A 23,689-nucleotide genomic window follows, 5' to 3' on the forward strand; every position below is an offset into this window, starting at 1 on the left:
TCTATTCCTCACCTGCCTTATTCTTATTGCTGCCAAGACCATTGATGTTTTCAGCCATCACAGCTATATCATATGATTCATCAGCTTCATTAAGAAGTGCTTTGTTCAGGAAAATGAATTTAGTTCTTTCCTTGATCTCTTCGTGTTGTGATAAGTAATCGTAGTATGAGTTCATAATTTTCTCTAAGCCTTTCAAATTATCTTTTGTGTAAAAAACCGGGAAGTGATTAGGCGCATATGCCGGCACCTGCTCGCCTTCAGGCCAGACAGCTGCCACAGCGCCATTCGATATCGCTTCCTGCAGGGTACCTGAATCATTCGATACAGGGACAAACAGCCCTTTAGGCTGTTTGGCTTCAGCGAGACTGCTTACAGTATGAAAGCGGATATTCTCACCCTTTATTCCAGTTGTTCTTGAAAATAGACTTGAAACATCCTGGTATGTCAGCATTTTACCTCTCCTCTATCGCCTCGCGTGCCACAATCCGGTCATCAAAATCAAATGTTCTGTCACCAATTTGCTGATACGTTTCGTGGCCCTTGCCAGCAATCAGGATGACATCTCCTGACTTCGCATTTTTCACGGCATGCTGGATAGCTTCTTTCCGATCAATGATTGAAGTATAAACTTCACTCTTTACTCCTTCTTCCATATCCTTGATGATTTCTGCCGGATCCTCGCTTCGGGGATTATCCGATGTGAAGATAGCATCTGTAGAATATTCACAGGCGATTTTCGCCATAAGCGGACGCTTTGTGCGATCACGGTCACCACCACAGCCTACTATACAAAATACCCTTTTCTGGGCAAATTGCTGTATGGTCTTCAGTACATTCTCAAGGCTATCCGGTGTATGGGCATAGTCAACAATCACAGAGAAATCCTGTCCCGCATCGACTACTTCAAATCTTCCCGAAACTCCCTTGACACCTTCCACAGAGGCGATAATATCATCTAAAGATAAGCCGGAAACTACGGCAGCTCCGATACTGGCGAGTACATTATAGATGCTGAACTTGCCGATCAACTGGATGTTTACCTTTTTCACGCCAATAGGACTGACCAAATCAAATGATGTACCGCTTGCTGTCATTGCGATGTTGACCGCCTGCAGGTCAGCATGGTTATCAATGCCGTAAGTTAATATATGGGCAGTTGTCAGCATGGCGAATTCGTCACTTGCCGGATCATCTGCATTCAGGACAGCAAATTTAGGTTTCTCATGGTTGAAGGCATTTCCGAGCTGTGAAAACAGAAGCCCCTTCGCTTTTCTGTATTCTTCCATTGTCTTGTGGTAGTCCAAATGGTCCTGCGTCAGGTTTGTGAAAACAGCAACATTGTAATCCGTACCATGGACACGTCCATAAACGAGCGCATGCGATGATACCTCCATTACTGCTGACTTCACCTGTTCGTCAACCATCCTCTTGAATGTCTTTTGCAAAGTCAGGCTTTCAGGAGTTGTATTCTTGACTTCAAAGATTTGCTCGCCGATTTTTGTGTACATCGTTCCAATCAGACCGGTCTTCTGGCCAGCATCCTTGAAAATCTGTTCAATAATATGGCTGGTCGTTGTCTTTCCATTGGTACCCGTTATCCCTACCATATGAAGCTTCTGGCTGGGCTGGCCGTAAAAAGCATCAGCAAGCACTGCCATTGCCCGGACAGTGTCCTTGACAACAATTACCGGGACATTCACAGGTAATTCTCGTTCAGCGAGAACGGCTGCAGCTCCATTTTTCACTGCTGAACCAGCAAAATCATGACCATCAACTGTATAACCTTTTATGCATATGAATAAACTTCCAGGAGTCACTCTGCGGTTATCATTCTCAATTGAAGTAATTTCGGGATTTTCTCCCTTGTAATCCACGAACGGGCGCAAGTAACCAATCAATTCGTGTAATTTCATAAATATCAAATCCTCTCAAACAACATGGCGACTCTTATTTTACATGATTAGGCTGAAATTAGCCATTGTGGAGATGAAAAGAACAAGCCCTTTTTACGTGAGTAAGTGCAGAAATAGCCGGCAGCCTAAAACAGGCGGCGGATGATTATCCTGCCGCCGCCTGCTCACGTTAAGCTTTTGTTTCTAGCATATCTTCGTTAATCGTTCATATAAACCCTGATGGTTGACCCTTCCTTGATTTTCACTCCTGGTGAAGGAAGCTGTTTAACAACCTTCTCGCCATCGCCTGCAATATCTAATTTGAAATTGATCAATTGCTGTCTGAGTTCTTGTTTGGTTAAGCCGATCAGGTCAGGGACCTCCACCATTGGTGTATCCATCCACGTCAATTCTTTTTCAATCTGTTCCTTCCGCGGAGGAACCTCCATCGCGCGCAGGCTATCTTCCATCATATCGCCAACGATAGGAGCTGCCACCACCCCACCGAATTGTACTGTACCTTTTGGGTTATCTACGGCTACATAGATAACAATTTGCGGGTCATCCGCAGGGGCAAAGCCTATGAACGATACGATATGGTTATTTTCGAGATATCGCCCATCCTTCGCCTTTTGGGCTGTACCAGTTTTGCCGCCAACCCTGTAAGAGTCTACATAAGCATTTTTACCTGAACCCTTAGCTACGACACTTTCAAGCGCATGCCTTATCTCTTTTGAAGTCTCTTCAGAGATTACTCTTCTTTTGGCCTGCGGGGATTTCTTCATGACAACCTCCCCTGTAACAGGGTCAATCAACTCTTTAGCAATATAAGGTGTATAAAGGATTCCACCATTTACTGCTGCTGAAACGGCAGCGACCTGCTGAATCGGTGTGACTGAAACACCCTGCCCAAAAGCCGTTGTTGCCTGTTCGATTGGACCGACCCTGTCCAGGTTGAAAAGGATTCCTTTCCCTTCCCCTTGAAGGTCAATGCCTGTTTTCTCACCAAACCCGAAATCCTTCACATATTTGAACAGTTTTTCTTTTCCAAGTCTGTCCCCGAGCTCGACAAACCCTGGGTTGCAGGAATTCTCGACTACTTCAAGGAAGGATTGGCTTCCGTGTCCGCCCTTTTTCCAGCAGCGTACCCTTGCCCCGGCTACTTCTACTGAACCAGAATCGTGAAAATGGTCTTTTTCCAAATCAACCTTACCTTCCTGAAGGGCTGCTGCCAAGGTTACGATTTTAAAAGTGGAACCTGGCTCATATGTGCTCCAAATCGGCAAGTTGCGGTTATAGACTTCCGGAGCAACATTACGGAAGTTAGCCGGGTCGAAGTCTGGCCTGCTCGACATTGCCAGGATCTCACCGTTATTCGGATTCATAGCAATGGCAATGATGCCATCAGGATTGTATTTGGCCTGGGCAATATCCAGCTCCCTCTCTACGATGGTCTGTACCCTGCTGTCAATTGTCAGCTTCAGATCCAGCCCGTCCACCGGCGGCTCATAATCATCCGCCATATTGTTCATCCGCTGCTGTTTCGCATCCGCATAAAATTGAACCGAGCCCTTTTGCCCTTGCAATTCCTTATCATAATAGAGCTCAAGCCCCATCAATCCTTGATTATCGACTCCCGCAAAACCGAGGACATGCGATAGATAGCTGCCGTATGGATAATGGCGCTTTGAATCCTCGCCGATGTAAACGCCTTTGATATCCAGCGCCCTTATTTCCTTTGCTTTCTCATGGGAAATTTTCCTTCCCTCTGGAATTCTCTCAATCATTGCTTTTTTCGTAATATGTTGATAGGCCTTCTCCTTAGACATATTTAGTGCTTTCGCCAATATTTCAGCAGCCGCTTCAGGATCTTTTACCTGGCGCGGCACTACGTAAACAGTCGGCGCACTAATATTCGTTGCCAGCGCTATCCCGTTCCTGTCCGTAATCTCTCCACGCTGCGGTTCAAACGGTACATTCCTGCTCCATGAATCCTTTGCTTTTCCCGTCAAGAAATCTCCTAGCATAAATTGCACATAGCCAAGACGGACATCTATGATAAAAAACACCAAAATCCCGATTACCAAAACGAGCGCCAGCCTCTTTCTGACCGTCACATTTGATACACGCATATATTAAACAAACCTCCCCCATAGTCGTTCCAATAGTAGATTAAGATACTCTCAGACACTCGTTCAAATATATGCTTGTACGAATTCAAATATAACAAGAAGTAGAGACAGGCTGAGGTTTATTAGAACCTGCGGCCGCGCCTGATTAGGTCAACTTTTGATGAAAATCTCGTGCACTGGTTAGACCTGGAACTACTTCAGACAAAACGAGCGGCTCCGACTGCGTTTTTGTCCGAACCTGAGGCTACTTCAGACAAAATGAGGGGCTCCGACTGCGTTTTTGTCCGAACCTGAGGCTACTTCAGACAAAATGAGGGGCTCCGACTGCGTTTTTGTCCGAACCTGAGGCTACTTCAGACAAAACGAGGGGCTCCGACTGCGATTTTGTCCGAACCTGGGGCTACTTCAGACAAAGTGAGCTGCTCCTACGCTGATTTTGTCCGAACTTTAGGCTACTTCAGACAAAGTGAGGGGCTCCCACGCTGGTTTTGTCCGAACTTTAGGCTACTTCGGACAAAATGAGCTCCTCCGACTGCGTTTTTGTCCCAACCTGGGGCTACTTCAGACAAAATGAGGGGCTCCTACGCTGGTTTTGTCCGAACCTGAGGCTACTTCGGACAAAGTGAGCGGCTCCTACGCTGGTTTTGTCCGAACCTGAGGCTACTTCGGACAAAATGAGGGGCTCCCACGCTGGTTTTGTCCGAACTTTAGGCTACTTCAGACAAAGTGAGCGGCTCCCACGCTGGTTTTGTCCGAACCTGAGGCTACTTCAGACAAAATGAGCGGCTCCGACTGCGTTTTTGTCCGACCTGAGGCTACTTCAGACAAAGCGAGCTCCTCCGACTGCGTTTTGTCCGAAGCTGGAACTGCTATTGCATACGCTTCTACCGGGCACCACACAAAAAAAAAACAGAGGAAGGGCTCAACCGCCCACTTCCTCTGTTTCTTCATTATCTTCCTCAGTCTTCAAGGATTTCTCAAATTGCTGAAGCGGGGTTTCCAGCTCGACAATCAGGTTCTCCCCTTCATTGATTGGTACTCCAGGCTTAAGGCTTTGTTTTGTGACGTAACCGCTGCCGGCTTTATTTAGCTTAATCTCTGCAATCTGCGCCAGTTTCATGACATCCCGGAGTGACCAGTCTGTCATGTCTGGGTAAGTCATGACTCCGGATGATCTGATAAAGACCTTTTCTCCTTCGAGTGCCATTATATCAGCCTTAGGCAACTGCTCCTCGACCTGGTTTCCGTCCCCTATAACAACTGTTTCAAACCCTTTGGATTCAAGCAAGCTCTTCGCTTCTGCGGCACTCATACCGGTTACATCCGGAACGAGGCTGGAATCAGCCTTTTCCATAGAGGCAGGTTTAATATTTAAATACTGCAGGCTGCTTTTCATCACTGATTTAAAAATCATGGAGGTTGGGATAGAACCTTTATAATAATGGTCAATTTCCGGCTGCTGGACAGCGACATAGACGATTAATTTAGGATCATCTTTTGGTGCCATCCCAAGGAAAGAGAACAGATAATCGCTTGCACCATCTAAATAACTGCCGTTCGCTGTTATGTTTGCAGTACCTGTTTTCCCAGCAACCTCGTACCCATCGATGGCGTACGATTTCCCTGTACCATGCTCACCAGTGACAACAGTCCCTAAAACATCCCTAACTGCCTTGGCAGTTTCAGCAGAAATAGGCTGGCCAACAGACTTTGGTTCCTCTTGCTTGATCACATCACCAGTGTTTGGATCGACTATCTTATCAATAACTCGCGGTTTCATCATATTTCCGTCATTCGCCACTGCTGTCGCTGCCTGGATCAGCTGGATCGGCGTTATAGTGGTTCCCTGTCCATATGATGTCGTAATCTTCTCAATCGGCCATTTATAGACAATTGTTCCAGATGTTTCGTTAGGGAGGTCAATGCCCGTAGGCTGGTCAAAGCCAAAATCAGTCAAGTACTCACGGAATTTTTCCGTACCGATTTTTTCATTTACCAGCTTTGCAACTGCTACGTTAGAGGAACGCTGGATACCTTCCAAAAAAGATATTGTTCCCCAACCACTGCCGTTGTGGTCGCGAATTGCCCTGGAGTTTTCGGTAACTTTATAGGAACCTGATTTATAAAGTTCATTCGGATTCCATTTATTTTCCTCAATTGCTGCTGCAAGCGTGAAAATCTTCATCGTAGATCCTGGCTCGATCGGTGTCTCGACCACCTCATTGTGCCAGCTATTATCCAGCCCCTCCCTTGTCGTCGGGTGGAAGCTCGGACGCTGGGCCATCGCAAGGATATCACCAGTCTTCGGATCAGCGACGACTGCAATGATCTTCTTTGGCTTATATTCCTCCACAACACGATCGACGGCATCCTCTACGAATGTTTGGATTTTTTTATCAATCGTTAAAAATACATTGCTGCCATCCTTGGCAGGCGTAACTTTTTTCTCTCCGTCAGGTAAGAGAAAGCCCCATAAATCACTTTCAAATGAGAGAGAACCATTTTTACCAGTCAATTCGTCATTAAGCGTTTTTTCAATCCCCAGCTGACCGGAAGTAACTGTTTTCTTATCTTTTGTTTCTTCCTTCTCAACAAATCCGATTAAATGGGAAGAAAATACACCGTTCGGATAGAACCTCTTTGAATCTCGTAAAAAAGTAATTCCTGGCAGCTTCTCCTCTTCGATTTTCCGCTTGGTCTGATGAGAAATATCGCGGCCGGCTTTTCCAAACTCAACCTGCCATGCTTTTTCTTTGGTAAGTCGTTTATAAATTTCCGATTCGCTCATATCGATATATTTAGCCAGCACGGCCGCTGTCTTCGCAGGGTCGCTTACATGCTTCGGCTTCTTCTTATTCGTTGTTACTGAATCGTTAAGGATTGCGACAAGTGTGTAGGCAGTCGTATCCTCCGCGACCACTTCACCTTTGCGGTCAAAGATCGTTCCTCTTGTAGCCTCGATTACTTTTTCATTCGTGTACTTTTGCTGTGCCCTTGCAGCCAGTGCTTGCCCGTGTACTTCTCCCGTAACCTGGATGGTTACGAACCTGAAAATCAAGATAAAAAAGAGCAGGCTGAATATTACGAATAATACCGCTGCTCCTGCATTCATATTTGGCTGTTTCTTAATCATCAGTTTTCAACACCTTTAACATTGTCTTCGTTCAATGTTAAACCGAGCTTCTCTGTTACCTTTTTGATTCTTTCATAGGTACTTAATTCGCTAATCTGGACTTCAAGGTCACTGTTAATCTTTTGCTGCTCCTGAATGCTGCCTTCAATGATTTGGATTTCTTTGTTTACTTCGTAAATGGCTGCCTGTTTTGAAACCATGAATGTCGCGCCGAAGCAAACCATTGCCCCAAAAACAAACATCAGGATTTTTTCGCCGGGCGTCATTATCGAATTGCGTCTTGCCGGCGCTTTTGCCGGTGCCTGAACAGTGCGCTGCTGCTGTTCTTGCTGCAATTTTCTAGCCAGATTGCTCATCATTTTCCCTCCTGAAATTATATTTTATATTTTATTTTTTTACTTTTTCAGCGATACGCAGCTTTGCGGATCTTGCCCGGTTATTGAATTCCAGCTCTTCCTCTGACGGAAGGATCGGTTTCCTCGTAATCAGCTTCAATTTTGGCTGGTATTCCTCAGGTATGATCGGCAAACCTGGCGGTAGCGGCGGTGTTTCACTCGCTTTTTTCAAGGTAACCTTGCAAATCCTGTCTTCCAGCGAATGGAAGGTGATGACACTGATCCTTCCTCCTACGGACAGGAGATCAATTGCTTGCTCCAGTGATTTTTCAAATACACCAAGCTCATCATTAACCGCGATCCTGACTGCCTGAAAAACCCGTTTAGCCGGGTGGCCGCCTTTTCTCCTTGCAGGTGCAGGAATTGCATCCTTGATCAACTCGACAAGTTCACCAGTCGTTCCAATCGGTTTACTTTCCCTTGCAGCCTCAATCTTGCGGGCAATTTGTTTTGAAAACTTCTCTTCCCCGTACCGGAAAAAGATTTTGACCAATTTTTCATATGGCCATTCATTAATCACATCATAAGCGGACAATGGCGCGTCCTGGTCCATCCGCATATCGAGCGGAGCATCATGGTGATAACTGAACCCGCGTTCCGGTGTATCCAGCTGCGGTGAGGAAACTCCCAAATCATACAGAATCCCATCCACTTCTGTTACACCCAACTTTTCAAGCTCTTCCTGTAAATAAAGGAAATTGCTCCTGATGATCGTCAGCCTGTCGCCATAAGCAGCAAGCTTCTCTTTTGCATTCGCAATTGCAATATCGTCCTGGTCAAAAGCGTATAGCTTTCCTTTTTCCGAAAGCTTGGACAAAATCAATTCACTGTGGCCTGCGCCACCGAGAGTGCAATCCACATATGTACCGTCAGGCTTGATATCTAGCCCGTCTACTGTTTCTTCCAGTAAAACTGTTGTATGTTTGAACATCATGATCCACCTTTCCAATCGAGGAGCAGGTAATATTATATCAGAATAATGTTACCCTTAAATATCAAATCCAATCATATTTTCCGCAATTTCAGCAAAAGATTCCTCAGATTCTGCGAAATATTCTTCCCAGATGGCTTTGCTCCAAATTTCAATTCGATTGGAAACACCTAAAATCACACATTCTTTCTCAAGCTTGGCGTATTGCAACAGCGGGGAAGGGATATTGACTCTCCCCTGTTTGTCAATTTCACTCTCGGTAGCACCCGAAAAGAAAAAACGGGTAAATGCACGTGCATCTTTTTTTGTCAGCGGAAGTCCTTTAAGTTTCTCTTCGATCACCGACCATTCAGAAACAGGGTAACCAAATAAACATTGGTCAAGTCCACGGGTAAGAATGAACATTTCTCCCAGGTTTTCACGGACCTTGGCAGGGATGATCAATCGGCCTTTGCTATCAACATTATGATGGTATTCACCCATGAACATGCCACTACCCCCACTTTCTAAATACAATGTACCACATTCCCCCACTTTTCACCACCTTATTTTAATTATTCTCCCCACGCCTTTAAAATCCTTCTGTAAATATTCATTTCCATGAATTTCTTTCATTACAAAAAAGTTGCTTTTACTGTTTTTTGCCTTTCCTCTTCTTTTCAGGTAATGCAGAGGCGCCGCTTTTATCGTAAATCCTTTTTCCCCTTCATTCGGGGCAATGCAGAGGGCTTGCTTTTACCAAAAAATCTTCTCCCTTTACTTCGGGCAATGCAGAGGGTTTGCTTTTACCGAAAAATATCTTCTCCCTTGTACTTCGGGCAAAGCAGCCGTTGCTTTTACCGCAATTTGTTTTTCCCCCTGCATTTCGGGCAATTCATAGTGCGTCATTTATTTTTGAAATAAAAAAGCTCCACCCACATAGGGTGAAGCCTGAAGTTACAGCTTAATAACTTTGTGTGTTCCATCGAATTCATAATCCAGCTTTAGTAAATCCGGTATTAAATCCAATCCGAACTTATTTAAATAGTAGAATGGGTTCCAGACTCTTTCCTGCGGTGAACCGCCTGGCCTTAACGCGTTTTCTACTCTTGTGAATTTGCGCAGGATATGATCATGCTTTCGGCAAATTGCCTCTACTATTTTATCCTCCATGAATTCAACCTGCTTAAGCAGGATGGATTCGTTCTTCTGGAGCATAGGCATCAATACGGGGTCGATTCCGTTGGATTTTTCACGGATGACTTTATATTGATCTGCCAGCATCGTTTTTACATTCTCGAAAAGTTCTTCTACTTCACGATCCTTTAGAGAATCGATAAATTTCAGCTCATGCCCATTTGTACCAGAAATTAAAACCTCTTTCAAATCAAGGTTCAATTCGTCAAGGTCAGACTCAATCGACCCTTCGAGCAATGTTATGTTAAGTCTTGGAACAAGCGGCGGCATTTTTAGACTAAAATGTTCAAAAGCAAGTTTCAGCTCAGCCCAATAGGCAATTTCTCCAGGTCCGCCTATGAACGCTAGCGTCGGGAACAGCCACTCCTGCATTAACGGACGAGTAACGACATTATTGCTCAGCTTTTCAGGATATTCGTTCGCAATCTCCACCAGCTCTTCATATGTGAAGCTAACTTCCCCATTTTTACCTGAAAACCCTCCACTTTGTGGGTCAAACTGGAGCAAAATCCGCTCATTTACTTTTTCATCGTAAAAGAAAAGATTGGCAGCATACTCGCTAATATCGATCATATTCGCAAACCCAGCACCATCTGTCCTTTCTTGCTGCCCTAGAACCGCGGACGTAATTTCACGATGATTTTGGATTTGCTTGATAAAACATTCCTTTTCCAGCCTGCGCAACTCTTTATTTCCGGAATCAACAATCAGCAAGCCTGAATCCTTGAATAGCTCCATGATGATCCTTGCGAAAAAATCAACAAAGGATTCCGCAGTCTTCAACGATTCAAGGGCAAATGCCAATACCTCTTTCGTGTGCTTTGTCTCTCCGTAAGTTTCCATAATCTCTTCAACCCAGGAATAGCAAAGGTCCCTGTTTATACACACTTCTGAAATCATTTTCTTCTCTAGATTCTTCTCAGGATAAACCCACTTTTCCTGCTTATTGTCCTTCATGACGTACACATGGTTAACTTCCTGGTAGTCATGGTCTTCCCCGGCAATCCAAAATACGGGTACGACAGGAACGCCAAGCTCAGCCTCTTTTTGTTCAGCAAGCTTGATAATTGAAATCACTTTATGAATTGTATATAGCGGACCAGTCAGAATACCGGCTTGCTGCCCTCCGATGACAGCAACGCTATTTTCTTTTCTCAGCTTATTGATATTATCAGTGATTTTTTCAGAGTTCGCATAACGGGACATAAAGGACTGGATATGGTCTGCAAGCTCATTCCTCATAAAGCTTCTATTTTTCAATTCATCCAGGCGGTGAATATAAGCGTTTTTATCGTTAAAATTATAATGAAAGAAGCTCTGCAGCCCAGGGCTTCCAGTTAGATAATCTGTCGCAAACCGGTTCGCAGCCGGAAGAGAGAGATTTAACATCTCCATTAACTTGTACTTCCTTTCTCGTAAGCAATTTTCACTGTTATGAGTATAGCATTGTTTGAATTGAAAAGAAAAAAACTTTGCCTTCCGAAATTTATAAAATCAAGATTCTTTTTAATCAAGCTTAGGATAAGCTAAAAAAAATGCTGGACCCTCTATTAAGACGGTCCAACACTAGATTAAGCAAACAGAAATGTCAGGCGTTTAAACAAACCATACAGCACAAGGACGATGTACGCAGAAAAGAAAAGCAGGAAATTGAACCGCCAAAAGCCCTTAAATACCTTCGGCAACAATATTTCCTCTTTGTACTTCCAGTGAATCAATACAAATATAGCCGCAAGTGCAAACAAGATGATTAAGATCAGCCATAGGAACGACTTTTCCCAGATGGTGACAATCAAAAAATGGACAGACAGCACCAGCAAAAAGGTGCTGAAGTCTAGAGCCATATTTACAGACCTTCGATGGTTGCCTGTAATTTGCTTACTGATAATGAACACAGTGAGGTAGCCAATCATTGGAACTGTGATCAATGTGGCCACAAGTGCGGAGAAGAATCCCGGCATCACGCTCCCTCCCTTTCGTGCTCCTTCCCCTTGATGCAGTGATAATAATTATGTATTATTGGAGCTTTTTTATTTTTGCTTCTGGCTAATTCGAGCAAATATCCAAGGATGGCATCAATTTCTGTTTGTCTGCCATTTTCAATATCCTTATACATGGATGAATGGTTATTTGCTGTTTTTTCACAAACTGCCTTAAGGTTATTGAAGTACTGTTCCCAATTAGGCAGTTCAAGTATATAAGCACATTCTTCAAACATTTGCTTAAAGATCTCAAAATAATATGTATTCTGGACCAGTTCACCATTTTTCACTTTAAGGATCGCCGTCAATGGATTGATCACCGCATTGACTACCAGCTTTTTTATAAGCATCTCCTTGTAGTCTGGCTCCAGGATAAACGGAAAACCTGATGGAGCTATAGTAGATAATTCTTTAAGTACCCCCGCATTTCCTCTAAATATCGCAGTTCTGGTCACGCCCATCCCATTATGTTGAACTGTAAATCCGTTCACTCTAACAGCTCCGTGTTCAACAGAACCAACATAAATTTCATCTGCTGCCAACTCAGAAAGTAATTTGATATGAGCATAGCCATTTTGAAGGAAAAGGATGCTTCCCTTGGCCTGATCTTTTAAATCAGATAGTAAACCAGAGAGCTGGTACTGTTTTACGGCAACAACTGTTAAATCTTCGTTTCCCCTCCAAGCATGGATTGGGGCAGCAGTTATCTGGCATGAATCCTGCTCTATTCCACCTTGAACAAGACGCAGACCGTGTTCGTTAATTAAGTCTGCTTGTTCCTCTGTCCTTGTGTAGACGGTGACCTGATTGTGCAAGCCTAGGTAATAAGAGAATAACAAACCTATTGACCCGCCGCCGATTATTCCTATTTTCATAAGTATCCCTCATTTTGCCCTTACACTAGATTAGGGCATTTCTTGCTTCTATCCCTGAAAAATAATAATTTTTATGATCTTTCCTTAAATGATTGCTTTTTTCAAGTAGATGCTGGAGAGCAAAAACAGCCGTTATTTAAGTACTTTAATGACTTTAGTCATATTTTAGCAGAAACAATTGCTTCTTAGGAAGAAGGGATTATGTTATTTCAATTAAATTTAATAGAGTATTCGCTTTTGTTCCTAAAAAATGAAACGGAGATCCAGAAGGGATCTCCGTTTTGCTTTTATACGGGGTATACAGGATGCTTCCTGACACTGAATTCCATATCTTTTGATTCGTATAGTTTAAATCGATCAATGAGTGCATTCCTCAGGTCGTTGGCAGCGACTATATCATCAACGATCAATTCGGAAGCAAGCTTATAGATATCGATACTTTCTTTATATTCCTGGTGTTTTTCCTGGACAAATGCAATTTTTTCTTTAGGGTCTTCAATTTGATTGATTTTATTGGAGTAGACTGCATTGACAGCAGCTTCCGGACCCATTACCGCGATTTGGGCAGTCGGCAGGGCGATGCAGCAATCTGGCTCAAAAGCTGGTCCTGCCATCGCATACAGGCCTGCTCCATATGCCTTACGGACAACTACAGATATTTTTGGTACAGTAGCTGAACTCATCGCAGCAATCAGCTTCGCACCATGGCGGATAATGCCGGCTCTCTCCACTTTCGTACCAATCATGAATCCTGGTACGTCAGCAAGGAACAGCAATGGGATATGGAAGGCATCACAGAGCGTGATGAATTTAGCAGCCTTATCGGCAGAGTCCACGAACAATACTCCGCCCTTCACCTTTGGCTGGTTGGCAATGATTCCAACTGCCCTTCCATCTATACGGGCAAGCCCCGTGATGATTTCAGGCGCGAACAGCTTTTTGATTTCAAAGAAACTTCCATCGTCGATCAGCGCATCAATGCCTTCATACATATCAAATGGAGCGTTCTGATTCACTGGAACAATCTCTTCAAGACTTCTTCCATCCTTGGGAGCCACTCCTTCGACCAAATCTGTCTTCGACTGGAAATTAGCAGGGAAATAACTTAAATAGCGCTTCGCTGATTCAATGGCTTCTTCCTCGCTATAAACGAGCATATCGCCTACACCACTGACAGAGCAATGCATCCGGGCGCCGCCCATTTCCTCAAGCGTTACCTTTTCGCCGATTACCTTTTCCGCCATCCTTGGTGATCCAAGATACATCGAAGCATTCTGGTCAACCATGATCACGATATCGCAGAAAGCAGGAATATATGCTCCGCCAGCTGCAGAAGGCCCGAAAAGAAGGCAGATTTGCGGGATTACTCCAGACAATTTCACCTGATTATAAAAAATCTTTCCTGCTCCCCGTCTGTTCGGAAACATATCAAGCTGATCGGTAATTCGGGCGCCAGCCGAATCGACCAGATACAATAAAGGCACCTTTAATTTTTCAGCTGTTTCCTGGATTCTGATGATCTTCTCAACAGTCCTGGCGCCCCAAGAGCCGGCTTTTATTGTTGAATCGTTCGCCATAACACAAACTGTTTGCCCGCCGATTTTGCCGATAGCCGTTACGACACCATCTGCCGGAAGGTCACCAGCCTGGAAATTAGCGAATTTGCCATCTTCCTCATAGACACCGTCGTCAAATAATAGATTCAAACGCTCACGCACAAATAATTTATTTTGTTCAGCCAGCTTTTCATGATACTTAGGTTGTCCGCCAGCCTCGATTTGTTGAACTTTTTCCTGTAATGAATCAGTTAAAGTTTTCGCGGTAGTCATCCTTCTCCTCCTTAAAATCTATTATTCTAGTACAAGCAGGACATCGCCTTCGTTCACAAAGTCCCCGATGTTCACTTTTACTTCTGCAACGTTTCCAGCGCCCTGGCTTTCAACTGGGATTTCCATCTTCATCGATTCAAGCATCAGGACTTCCTGCCCTTCTGATACCGTATCTCCTGCTGCAACCATTACATTAAGTACTGTCCCTGCCATATTTGCTGTAATTTCCTTCATGTTCTTTTCCTCCTTTATTTGGATGCCATTTTTCTTTCCGTTAAATAGGCTGTCGTATAATTGCCTGATTTGAAGCCTTCTTCGCTCAAAATTTCCGCAAACAACGGAGCATTTGATTTAATTCCTTCTAGTTTCAGGGTCGCAAAAAATTCCTGAGCTAGCTGGATCGCTTCTTCGCGGCTATCGCCCCCTACTATGCACTTAGCAACCATAGGGTCATAAAAAGGAGTTACAGTCGAACCGGACTCATATCCAGAATCAACTCGGACGCCTTCCGCCTCCAGCCATGAAAAATCGCTGATTTTACCAGGTGAAGGCAGGAACCTTACCGGATCTTCCGCATACAAACGGAATTCGATGGCCCATCCCTTCTTCACGATTTCATCCTGGAGCAGCGGCAGTTTTTCACCGCGTGCCACAAGGATTTGCCACTTAACAAGATCCAGGCCTGTAATGGTTTCTGTGACTGGATGTTCAACCTGCAGTCTGGTGTTCATTTCGAGGAAGTAGAAGTTCTCATCCTCGTCGACAATGAATTCCACCGTTCCTGCGTTCACATAATCCACTGCCTTGGCAGCTTTAACAGCCGTTTCATACATCTTTTGCCTTGCTTCATCCTTCAGGAATGGCGACGGTGCCTCCTCAATCACCTTTTGGTGGCGGCGCTGTACAGAGCAATCACGTTCAAACATATGTACATGGTTGCCATGGGTATCGCCAAAGATTTGCACCTCGACATGCCGGGCATTTTTGATGTATTTCTCAATGAATACTTCATCGGAGCCAAAGTAAGCCTTTGCCCTGCCCTTTGTTGAATCATAATTCTTAGCGAGCGCTTGCTCATTTTCACAGAGGACCATGCCAATGCCGCCCCCGCCGCCGCTCGCCTTCAGCATGACAGGGTAGCCGATTTCATCTGCGAGCCTAATGGCATCCTCTAGTGTTTTCAAACCTTGGTCACTTCCAGGCACGACTGGTACACCGGCTGATTCCATCGTCGATCTAGCAATGATTTTATCGCCCATTTTTTCAATCGTATCCGGAGCCGGACCGATAAAAGTCAAGCCGGCTTCCTTTACCTTACGGGCAAATCCTGCGTTTTCTGATAAAAAGCCATAACCAGGGTGGATTCCGTCGACATTTTCTTCCTTTGCGATTCTTAAGATTTCATCTGCATTGAGATATGATTTTTGAACAGGCGGCTCACCAACCCGGTAAGCGCTGTCAGCTTCTTTTACAAAAGGCATCTCTTTATCCGCATCTGAATAGACAGCCACAGTTTGGACCCCCAGTTCGCGGCAAGTACGGATAATGCGAAGCGCAATTTCTCCTCTGTTTGCAATCAATATTTTTTGCACGTTCTTTCCCCTTTCCCGTAAAAAATTCGCTTACTCTATAAAATTCTACAATATTCTGTTTATTTCCTGCAAAAATTGGAACCGCTTTCTAAAATTCAAATGCAGAATTTTTCATGTTTTTATAATATAATAAAAATAGGCTATAAAAAACAAATATATTCAGCTGCCTTTAAATATACCAAATTTCAGGTATATATATATTGCCGATTTCGAAAGCATGATGTCTTTAAATCTCTTCTCAGCCTTGAAAGATTTTATCATCCGGCCATGGAGGAGCAAGCTTTCAATGAGAGCAGTATACAATGAATTTTTTGGCGGCTTGATTGGGGGATTGTTTTATGGTGAATAAAGTGGAAAAACTGAAAATCAATTATAAGACTTTAGAAGAATTCAAAAAGTTCAAGGAGTATGGCCACCAGGAGCTTTCAATGCTTGAGGATTTGGAAGCAAACATTGTGGAAAATGATAGCGATTCTCCGTTCTACGGAATCTACTTCGGCGACAAGCTCGTGGCCCGTATGAGCCTTTACCAGGTCAAGAAGCAGTTTGACCGCTATTTTGAGCCACCACAGGACTACCTGGAGCTTTGGAAGTTAGAGGTACTTCCAAATTACCAGGGCAAGGGCTATGGCAAAGCACTCGTTGAATTCGCGAAGGGTTTCGGTCTGCCGATCAAAACGAACCCTCGGGTAAAATCCCAGGACTTCTGGGAAAAGATGGGCTTTACGCCAGTCCATTATGATGTAGAGAGAGACCGTGGGGAGAATCCGCTTGTCTGGTACCCAGCTGGTGTAACTGAACAGCTTCAATAATTTCAGTTCAACTGCGATATGCGCAGGAGCAAATATTTTTTTTCCATAACCGTACAATAATAGCGCCTGCCATGACCGGCAGGCGCTTTTTATTGCCTATTTTTCTATTTTTTCCAGATTTCCTTTACCCTCAACCTGGAAGTTTATTCTTTGTTGTTGGTCCTCACTTTTAGGGCCTACTCTTTTTTTTGCTCGGTCCATGATGTCAATCAAGGCACGATAGTCTTCTTCCATAGAACGCAGTTGGGTTTCCAATTTTTCGTTTTCGGCAGACAAGTAATAGATTTGCTTTTCAAGCCCGCGGATTTGATCTTTTTGCACATCCTGGCTGTGTGCAGCTGCCGCTTTTTCATAGAGGTCATCGAGGTATTGTTTTACGGCTTCGATGCTAAGGCTGGATTGCTTTTCCTCTTGTTCTGTAGGACTGGTAGGCACTTCGCTCACTGGCGCCGCAGGCTCCTCTGCTCTCTCCTGTGTTTTCGCCTGTTTTTTCGCTTCTTTTCGCTGTTTTTTCGCCAGCTCAATACCAGATTTATATTGCTTTCTCACATACGAATTCCAGCGGAAACCGCAAGCTGCAGCAGTCCTCGAAAGCTGTTTTCCTACTTCATCAAATGCTTTTAATTGGGTGCCGCCTTCTCGGATATTGCGCAATACTACTTCAGCCAGCAATAAGTCTTCATCCTGTGACCAGGCATCCTGACGGGTTAATGGCATCAATAAATCCCTCCTATTGTTTTTTATTCATTCATATGCATCTAATAGGAAAGATAGACTGATATCACCTAATACCCTGCTAATTATTTTTATTTTTTTTATTCATGAATTCGTCCACTTTATTATGATGGGCTTCATGCTCCCACAGTACAGCACATCTCGCAGCTTCCTCTTCCATCCTTTCTCTCATTGATAAGTGCTCCCATTTTTTATTCAATAAAGTTTTATAGGCTTCTAAAACAGTTGTCTCTTTTTTCAAGCTGCCTTCCATAAATGAGAGACAGGCATCTATCGGATGTTCTTTATAAATATGGTGGATGAATCCAATGTCCCTGAGTTCTTCTGCAGTATATATTTTCGCATCAAGCAGCATTTTCATCGCGATATTCTGCGGAAGTTTCTCCAAGAGGATCGAGCCTCCTCCCCAGCCAGTCGTAATGGCGAGGTTCCCCTGGACAAAGCCCGCTTTCATCCCTTCTCTTCCAATCCGGAAGTCGCAGGCTGAAGCAATTTCGCAACCGCCTCCTACAGCAGAACCATTTAGAATGGCAATAGTCGGTTTTGGAAGGACAAGGAGCTTGTATAAAATACTAGCCATCCTTGAAAGCATCCCATACGCCTGCGACTCTGTTTTTAAACGATGAAAGGCCGATAAATCGCCTCCGGAACAAAATGCCTGGCCGCCTGCCCCCGTAATAGCAAATACTTTAACATCGTTTCCAGCAGCCATTTCGATTGCTTTTTCCAGTCCGGCCATCACATCATAATCAATGGCATTTCTCCTGTCAGGCCTGTTGATTGTAAATAGCAGTACTCCATCTTTTTCTTTAGATATTATGTATGGATTCATTGTGTTCCTCCTATGATTCTCGTCCCCTAAATTTTATCAATATTCAGTACAATTAAAAAGTGCTTGAGTCTCGGAGGTGATTAAATTTAAATCTAATAAGGATAGAGAAGAAATTTTTCCGATGAGGATTAGTTGATTCATTTCAACATCAGTTAATTGAGTAAAATAAAAGTAGTCTGAAGCATTAAAAAAATTTATTAGAACATGAATTCATATGCCACGTCAGAAAAAGTGGCTCAATAAGGGGGATTGGAGCACGAATTCCAATGCCGCATCAGAAAAAGTGTCTCAATAAGGGGGATTGGAACATGAATTCATATGCCACATCAAAAAAAGTGTCTCAATAAGGGAGATTGGAACACGAATTCCAATGCCACATCAGAAAAAATGTCTCAATAAAGGAGATTGGAGCACGAATTCCAATGCTACATCAAAAAAAGTGTCTCAATAAGAGGGATTGGAGCACGAATTCCAATGCTACATCAAAAAAAGTGTCTCAATAAGGGGATTGGAGCACGAATTCCAATGCCACGTCAGAAAAAGTGGCTCAAAAAGGGGGATTGGAACATGAATTCATATGCCACATCAGAAAAAATGTCTCAATAGAGGGGATTGGAGCACGAATTCCAATGCTACATCAAAAAAAGTGTCTCAATAAGAGGGATTGGAGCACGAATTCATATGCCACATCAAAAAAAGTGTCTCAATAAGAGGGATTGGAGCACGAAATCCAATGCCACATCATCAAAAAAAGTGGCTCAATAAGAGGGATTGGAACATGAATTCATATGCCACATCAGAAAAAATGTCTCAATAAGAGGGATTGGAGCACGAATTCATATGCCACATCAAAAAAAGTGTCTCAATAAGAGGGATTGGAGCACGAATTCATATGCCACGTCAGAAAAAGTGGCTCAATAATAGGAATCTAAAGCTGCTTAAAATGTCGGTAATCGGGGGAAACCGTCAGCAGCATTTATATGGATTAAAGCAGAAGTGATGCTCCAATGTCCCACTTCTTTAAAATAGATGACTTTTTCAAGTCTGCTTAAATGAAAAAAAGCACAGGGACGCAGTTGCATCCTGTGCTTTTTCACGAGAAAATTAGTCGTTTACAACTTCTTTCCCTTTGTATGTTCCGCAAGCTTTGCACACACGGTGAGCAAGTTTCATTTCACCGCAGTTAGGGCATGCTACCATACCCGGAACTTGTAATTTAAAATGAGTACGGCGTTTTCTTTTCGCAGTTTTAGACGTTCTTCTAAATGGTACAGCCATTCTTCCCACCTCCTTAAAAGGAATAAGAAAGTTTATGAAGGCCAGTCCTTTTCTGGACCTCCACGCTCTTTTTTAATCGATTAGTCAGAGGAACCCTTAGAGTCCTCAAAGAATTTTGCAAGTCCGGCAAGTCGGGGATCAAGTTTTTCGGATTTCTCCTGTTCCTCGATTACTTCCCAATCCTTACCTGACTGGGGTGCGCCTTCTTGACCAGCGCTATCATCACAGAATACCTGCATGGGAACTTCCACTAGCAAGATTTCCCTGATGATGGGTTCAAGATCAATGACATCGCCTGTTACTTGATGAACTTCCTCTTCAGCCTCATATTCGTGGCTGTTTAGCATGAAAGTTTCAGTTGTTTCCACATCAATTGGATATTTTACATCAACCAGTGTCCGTGAACAAGGCAGGATCAGATGTCCATCAACCCGGATATGGAATGTCACTCTTGTGGCACTGATATCTGCCCTTCCCGTTAGATGGATGGGAGATACCTTACGGATTGTCGGATCTGTTTCCTTAATCGAGTCCATTGGGACAAACTCGTCAATCAGAAAGTCCTTGTTTCGATGTTTTTGTATCTGACTTATTGTCCATTTCATAGAATCACCCCAAGGCAACAAAGGTAATTATAGACCTTCGCGTAATCATTTGTCAATATTTTTTCTTTACACTATAATTTACATAAATACTTTAAATTAAACTTCAAGACAATGCAATATCCATCTTAACATGAAGGAGTGCAAGAATGAAAGCAGTTGGAGTTGTTGTAGAGTATAATCCTTTCCATAATGGCCACTTATTCCACTTGCAACAGGCGAAGGAACAAACTGATGCAGATCTTTCGATTGCGGCAATGAGCGGGAACTTCCTGCAGCGCGGGGAGCCTGCACTTGTCTCGAAATGGGCAAGGACAAAGATGGCTCTCGAGGCAGGCGTTGACATCGTCTTTGAGCTTCCTTACCGTTTTGCGACACAGCATGCGGAGACTTTTGCAGAAGGGGCAGTTTCGATTCTCTCTGGTGCTGGCTGCGACACTCTTTGTTTTGGCAGCGAATCCGGTGATTTGGAATCATTCACTAATACGATTTCCTTTCTTGAGGAAAACAATGATGAATTCCAGGAAAAAATAAAATTTTATACAGGGGAAGGCTATAGTTACCCTAAATCAATCGCTCTTAGCTTCCATTCGCTTGCTCCATCTGAAAGCTTCATCGATATTTCAAAGCCGAATAACATTCTCGGACTTCATTACATACAGGCGATCATCAGGCAAGAAAGCTCAATGAAAGCTGAAACGATCACCAGGAAGAATGCCGGCTACCATGACGAGCATTTTGCATCAGCGACGATAGCCAGCGCGACAAGTATACGTAAGGCATTATTTGGATCGGCAGGAGAGATTGAAACGATCAAGCAATACGTACCAGAAACAACATATGCTCAGCTAATAAACTACAGAGATCAATATGGCGAATTCCATTCATGGGAAAATTACTGGCCTTTATTGAAATATAAACTGACCCAAAGCAATCCATCAGAATTAAGGGAGTTCTATGAAGTCGAAGAAGGACTGGAGAATAGATTACTTGCCGCTGCATCTTCCTCAGGCTCTTTTCAGCAATTCATGGAATCAATCAAAACCAAGCGTTATACATGGACAAGGCTGCAGAGAGTATGCCTGCATATTTTAACTAATACACGAAAAGACACCATGAAAACGAGCCAAAAAACAGTGAATTATTTGAGGTTATTAGGTGCAACGGAAAAAGGCCGTTCCTACCTGAATTCCAAAAAAAAGGATTTCAGTCTGCCGCTCGTTTCGAAGCTGTCTGCTTTTTCTGACCCTGACATCGAACTGGATATCAAAGCGTCAAAGATTTATGCTCTTGGCCAGAAGGATCATGGCCAGGAACAGCTGCTTGCGGAAGAATTCAGCCGGCCGCCAATCATGTTGAAAAATAGCCGTCAATGAATCTACAGGAAATCTTTAAGATAAAAAAAATCAAGCTGGATTCAGCTTGATTTTTCTTTTAAATTTTCCAGATACGATACAGCTTCATCAAAAGTATCCACAGGAACTATTTTCATTTTTGTATCAATATCTTCAGCCGCTATAAGTGCTTCTTCGTAGTTCGATCCCTTTGCACCTTTTTCAAACGGAGCAAAGAAGATTTCTGCACCTGCCTTATCCGCAGCTACGACTTTCTGCTGAATTCCGCCGATTCTTCCTACCGTTCCGCCGGGACTCATTGTGCCTGTACCAGCTATTTCATAACCTTTTGTCAAATCTTCCTCGGTCAATTGGTTGTAGATTTCCAAAGAAAACATAAGTCCAGCCGATGGTCCGCCGATTTCCTCGGATTGTACTGTTACGTCAGGCTCAACGTCAATTTCTTTGTCATCCACAAGCTGGATGCCTACTACCGGCCGATTGCTGCCATCATCCAGTGCCTTTAGTGGAATTTTCACTGAATTTGTTTTCCCATTCCGTTTATATGAAAGCTCCACCGTATCTCCTGGCTTTTTGGAACTTACATAATCAATGAATTCATCAGATGATTCAAACTCATTCCCATCAACCTTGAAAACCAGATCGCCAGGCATAAGCTTGCCTTCAGCAGGCATTCCATCCATTATCCTTAAAACATAAACTCCCTTATAGTTGTAGCCAACTGGTTTTCCCGCTTTTTTATAGGCGACCTCTATTGCCGATGTCTTCGAGTTATCCATCATGTGCAGCTGGCGAATATTATATTCTTCATCCGATTCATTCTCCGCCCTTATATCTTCTACTGGAAAAATTTCCTGGTATTTGCTCAGCTTGGCAATGACATAGGCATATATATTCGCTCTTCCCATCCTGACTGTCGTCAGCATGAAACTTCCTTGCTCATCGTAACCGTCTTCAACCTCGATAATCGGCTCCAGCTCCTTTGCCATTCCCGGTTTTGTGACATAGTAAGGCAGGTAAAAAAGAGCGCTAGCCATTATTAATATAGCTGCCAATATAGACAGACCTAAAGACTTTTTTCTGCTCATTCTGTTTGTGGCTCCTTCCATTGTTCAATGCACTTTCTGATCTTATCGATATGCTTTTTAGCTTCTTCTTCACCGATTGCGATGATTTCTTCAATATTAGTAAATGCTTTTGAATTAAACATTTCAACTGGCGGCCTCAGCATTACATCCGAAGCGACCTCTCGATTTGCGACCAGCTCCATTTGCATGATATCAATACTCTGCATGATCACATCGAAAATCGAGGTAACATCCTCGTTCATCTTCACGCTGGATACATCCACTGCGATCACAATATCTGCTCCCATCTCCTTAGCGACAGAAACGGGGATCCGGTCAACAACTCCGCCATCAACGAACAATCTTCCGTCCAGCTTTTCCGGAACAAAAATGCCCGGGATCGCGATGCTTGCCCTTACAGCTTCCGCCACAGGTCCTTTTTTAAAGACGACCTTCTCCCCTGACATCAGGTCTGTTGCAACAATCCCAATCGGGATATCCAGCTCCTCGATCATTTTGCCATGGGTAAAAATCCTGATGAGCTCCTTCACCCTTTTGCCGGCGATAAAGCCCATCTTAGGGACCGTAAAATCGAGATAATACTTCCGTTTGAACACACGCGATAGTTTATAAAGCCGGTCGACGTCAAGGCCAGCACCGTAAAATGAAGCCACTAGTGCCCCCATACTGCTTCCGGCAATCAAATCGATTGGGATGCCTTCATCTCTTAATACTTTTATGACACCCAGATGGGCAAATCCCCGTGCCCCACCGGATCCAAGAGCTAAACCAATCTTTGGACTTGCCAAAGCTTTTTCCTCCCTTAAAACCATGAATTTTTCGATACAGACTAAACTTGGTCTAATTTGGAGTTCAGCGAGTATATTGATTTATATGAGGACAAGAGTGACAACTAATCATTATTTATGTATTCTCTGGCTCTTTACGCAAACTATTTTGCTCAGACAACAAAATATATTATGAGTTTTAAATGATCTCCAGGAAGTGGCCTCATTTAAACACAGCCCGATACATATATGAATGCTAAAAGCAAAAGTCAACGCGAACACT

21 protein-coding genes are annotated in these 23,689 nt (G+C 43.6%); 2 read left to right on the forward strand and 19 right to left on the reverse strand.

The genetic code is table 11. From position 1 onward, the window contains the following. Nucleotide 1: 1 nt before the first annotated feature. The 13 genes from J7E37_RS04730 to J7E37_RS04790 form a co-directional block, all read right to left on the reverse strand. On the reverse strand, nt 2-451 hold the full coding sequence (locus tag J7E37_RS04730) for a hypothetical protein (RefSeq protein WP_214777336.1): 450 nt from the start codon (nt 449-451) through the stop codon (nt 2-4). A 1-nt stretch (nt 452) separates the two neighbouring features. Further along, nucleotides 453-1,913, reverse strand: a complete 1,461-nt coding sequence (locus J7E37_RS04735) for a UDP-N-acetylmuramoyl-L-alanyl-D-glutamate--2,6-diaminopimelate ligase (protein ID WP_215022746.1) — start codon at nt 1,911-1,913, stop codon at nt 453-455. A 197-nt stretch (nt 1,914-2,110) separates the two neighbouring features. Continuing rightward, a complete protein-coding gene (locus J7E37_RS04740; protein ID WP_215022748.1) occupies nt 2,111-4,024 on the reverse strand; it encodes a stage V sporulation protein D in 1,914 nt (637 codons plus the stop codon). A gap of 922 nt (nt 4,025-4,946) precedes the next feature. Continuing rightward, nucleotides 4,947-7,157: a penicillin-binding protein gene (locus J7E37_RS04745; protein WP_215022750.1), complete on the reverse strand. Its 2,211-nt coding sequence runs from the start codon at nt 7,155-7,157 to the stop codon at nt 4,947-4,949. After that, the gene (gene ftsL / locus J7E37_RS04750) at nt 7,157-7,513 is read right to left on the reverse strand and encodes a cell division protein FtsL (RefSeq protein ID WP_214777344.1); all 357 of its coding nucleotides are present in this window, start codon (nt 7,511-7,513) and stop codon (nt 7,157-7,159) included. Before ftsL ends, J7E37_RS04745 begins: the two co-directional genes overlap by 1 nt. 31 nt (nt 7,514-7,544) lie before the next feature. Continuing rightward, complete coding sequence (gene rsmH / locus J7E37_RS04755) at nt 7,545-8,483, reverse strand: 16S rRNA (cytosine(1402)-N(4))-methyltransferase RsmH (protein ID WP_215022752.1); 939 nt, start codon at nt 8,481-8,483, stop codon at nt 7,545-7,547. 57 nt (nt 8,484-8,540) lie between these two features. Then, nucleotides 8,541-8,972: a division/cell wall cluster transcriptional repressor MraZ gene (mraZ, locus tag J7E37_RS04760; RefSeq protein WP_215022754.1), complete on the reverse strand. Its 432-nt coding sequence runs from the start codon at nt 8,970-8,972 to the stop codon at nt 8,541-8,543. 447 nt (nt 8,973-9,419) lie between these two features. After that, complete coding sequence (bshC, locus tag J7E37_RS04765) at nt 9,420-11,054, reverse strand: bacillithiol biosynthesis cysteine-adding enzyme BshC (protein ID WP_214777350.1); 1,635 nt, start codon at nt 11,052-11,054, stop codon at nt 9,420-9,422. Between the two features lie 176 nt (nt 11,055-11,230). Beyond that, nucleotides 11,231-11,620, reverse strand: coding sequence for a DUF3397 domain-containing protein (locus tag J7E37_RS04770; RefSeq protein WP_214777352.1), 390 nt, complete (start codon nt 11,618-11,620; stop codon nt 11,231-11,233). After that, nucleotides 11,620-12,516, reverse strand: coding sequence for a 2-dehydropantoate 2-reductase (locus tag J7E37_RS04775; RefSeq protein WP_215022756.1), 897 nt, complete (start codon nt 12,514-12,516; stop codon nt 11,620-11,622). The genes J7E37_RS04770 and J7E37_RS04775 overlap by 1 nt, the downstream gene beginning before the upstream one ends. A 287-nt stretch (nt 12,517-12,803) precedes the next feature. After that, nucleotides 12,804-14,345 (reverse strand): acyl-CoA carboxylase subunit beta, encoded by a 1,542-nt coding sequence (locus J7E37_RS04780; protein WP_215022759.1) that lies wholly within the window; start codon nt 14,343-14,345, stop codon nt 12,804-12,806. 21 nt (nt 14,346-14,366) lie between these two features. Further along, on the reverse strand, nt 14,367-14,579 hold the full coding sequence (locus tag J7E37_RS04785) for an acetyl-CoA carboxylase biotin carboxyl carrier protein subunit (RefSeq protein ID WP_041965515.1): 213 nt from the start codon (nt 14,577-14,579) through the stop codon (nt 14,367-14,369). Between the two features lie 14 nt (nt 14,580-14,593). Further along, nucleotides 14,594-15,937, reverse strand: coding sequence for an acetyl-CoA carboxylase biotin carboxylase subunit (locus tag J7E37_RS04790; RefSeq protein WP_215022761.1), 1,344 nt, complete (start codon nt 15,935-15,937; stop codon nt 14,594-14,596). Nucleotides 15,938-16,275: 338 nt separating this feature from the next. Here J7E37_RS04790 and J7E37_RS04795 point away from each other — a divergent pair, with 338 nt between their 5' ends. Then, nucleotides 16,276-16,749, forward strand: coding sequence for an N-acetyltransferase (locus tag J7E37_RS04795; RefSeq protein ID WP_214777362.1), 474 nt, complete (start codon nt 16,276-16,278; stop codon nt 16,747-16,749). Between the two features lie 96 nt (nt 16,750-16,845). Here the strand turns inward: J7E37_RS04795 and J7E37_RS04800 are convergent, their stop codons facing one another. The 4 genes from J7E37_RS04800 to J7E37_RS04815 form a co-directional block, all read right to left on the reverse strand. Beyond that, nucleotides 16,846-17,466: an RsfA family transcriptional regulator gene (locus tag J7E37_RS04800; protein WP_215022764.1), complete on the reverse strand. Its 621-nt coding sequence runs from the start codon at nt 17,464-17,466 to the stop codon at nt 16,846-16,848. A 79-nt stretch (nt 17,467-17,545) separates the two neighbouring features. Then, on the reverse strand, nt 17,546-18,316 hold the full coding sequence (locus J7E37_RS04805) for an enoyl-CoA hydratase/isomerase family protein (protein WP_215022766.1): 771 nt from the start codon (nt 18,314-18,316) through the stop codon (nt 17,546-17,548). Nucleotides 18,317-19,420: 1,104 nt separating this feature from the next. Then, nucleotides 19,421-19,594: a 50S ribosomal protein L32 gene (rpmF, locus tag J7E37_RS04810; protein ID WP_023615018.1), complete on the reverse strand. Its 174-nt coding sequence runs from the start codon at nt 19,592-19,594 to the stop codon at nt 19,421-19,423. Nucleotides 19,595-19,674: 80 nt separating this feature from the next. Further along, nucleotides 19,675-20,199, reverse strand: coding sequence for a YceD family protein (locus J7E37_RS04815; RefSeq protein WP_215022768.1), 525 nt, complete (start codon nt 20,197-20,199; stop codon nt 19,675-19,677). Between the two features lie 146 nt (nt 20,200-20,345). On the opposite strand from J7E37_RS04815, the gene J7E37_RS04820 reads away from it, so the two are divergent. Next, entirely contained in the window at nt 20,346-21,572 is a 1,227-nt protein-coding gene (locus tag J7E37_RS04820; RefSeq protein WP_215022770.1) for a nucleotidyltransferase, read from the forward strand. Between the two features lie 41 nt (nt 21,573-21,613). On the opposite strand, the gene J7E37_RS04825 is transcribed toward J7E37_RS04820, so the two are convergent. Together J7E37_RS04825 and J7E37_RS04830 are read right to left on the reverse strand one after the other, a co-directional pair. Continuing rightward, nucleotides 21,614-22,639, reverse strand: coding sequence for a SepM family pheromone-processing serine protease (locus tag J7E37_RS04825; RefSeq protein WP_214777372.1), 1,026 nt, complete (start codon nt 22,637-22,639; stop codon nt 21,614-21,616). Then, nucleotides 22,636-23,451, reverse strand: a complete 816-nt coding sequence (locus J7E37_RS04830) for a patatin-like phospholipase family protein (RefSeq protein WP_214777374.1) — start codon at nt 23,449-23,451, stop codon at nt 22,636-22,638. The genes J7E37_RS04825 and J7E37_RS04830 overlap by 4 nt, the downstream gene beginning before the upstream one ends. Between the last annotated feature and the right edge of the window lie 238 nt (nt 23,452-23,689).

The sequence above is a fragment of the Bacillus sp. ISL-39 genome (assembly GCF_018613295.1).
GTDB lineage: Bacteria > Bacillota > Bacilli > Bacillales > Cytobacillaceae > Mesobacillus.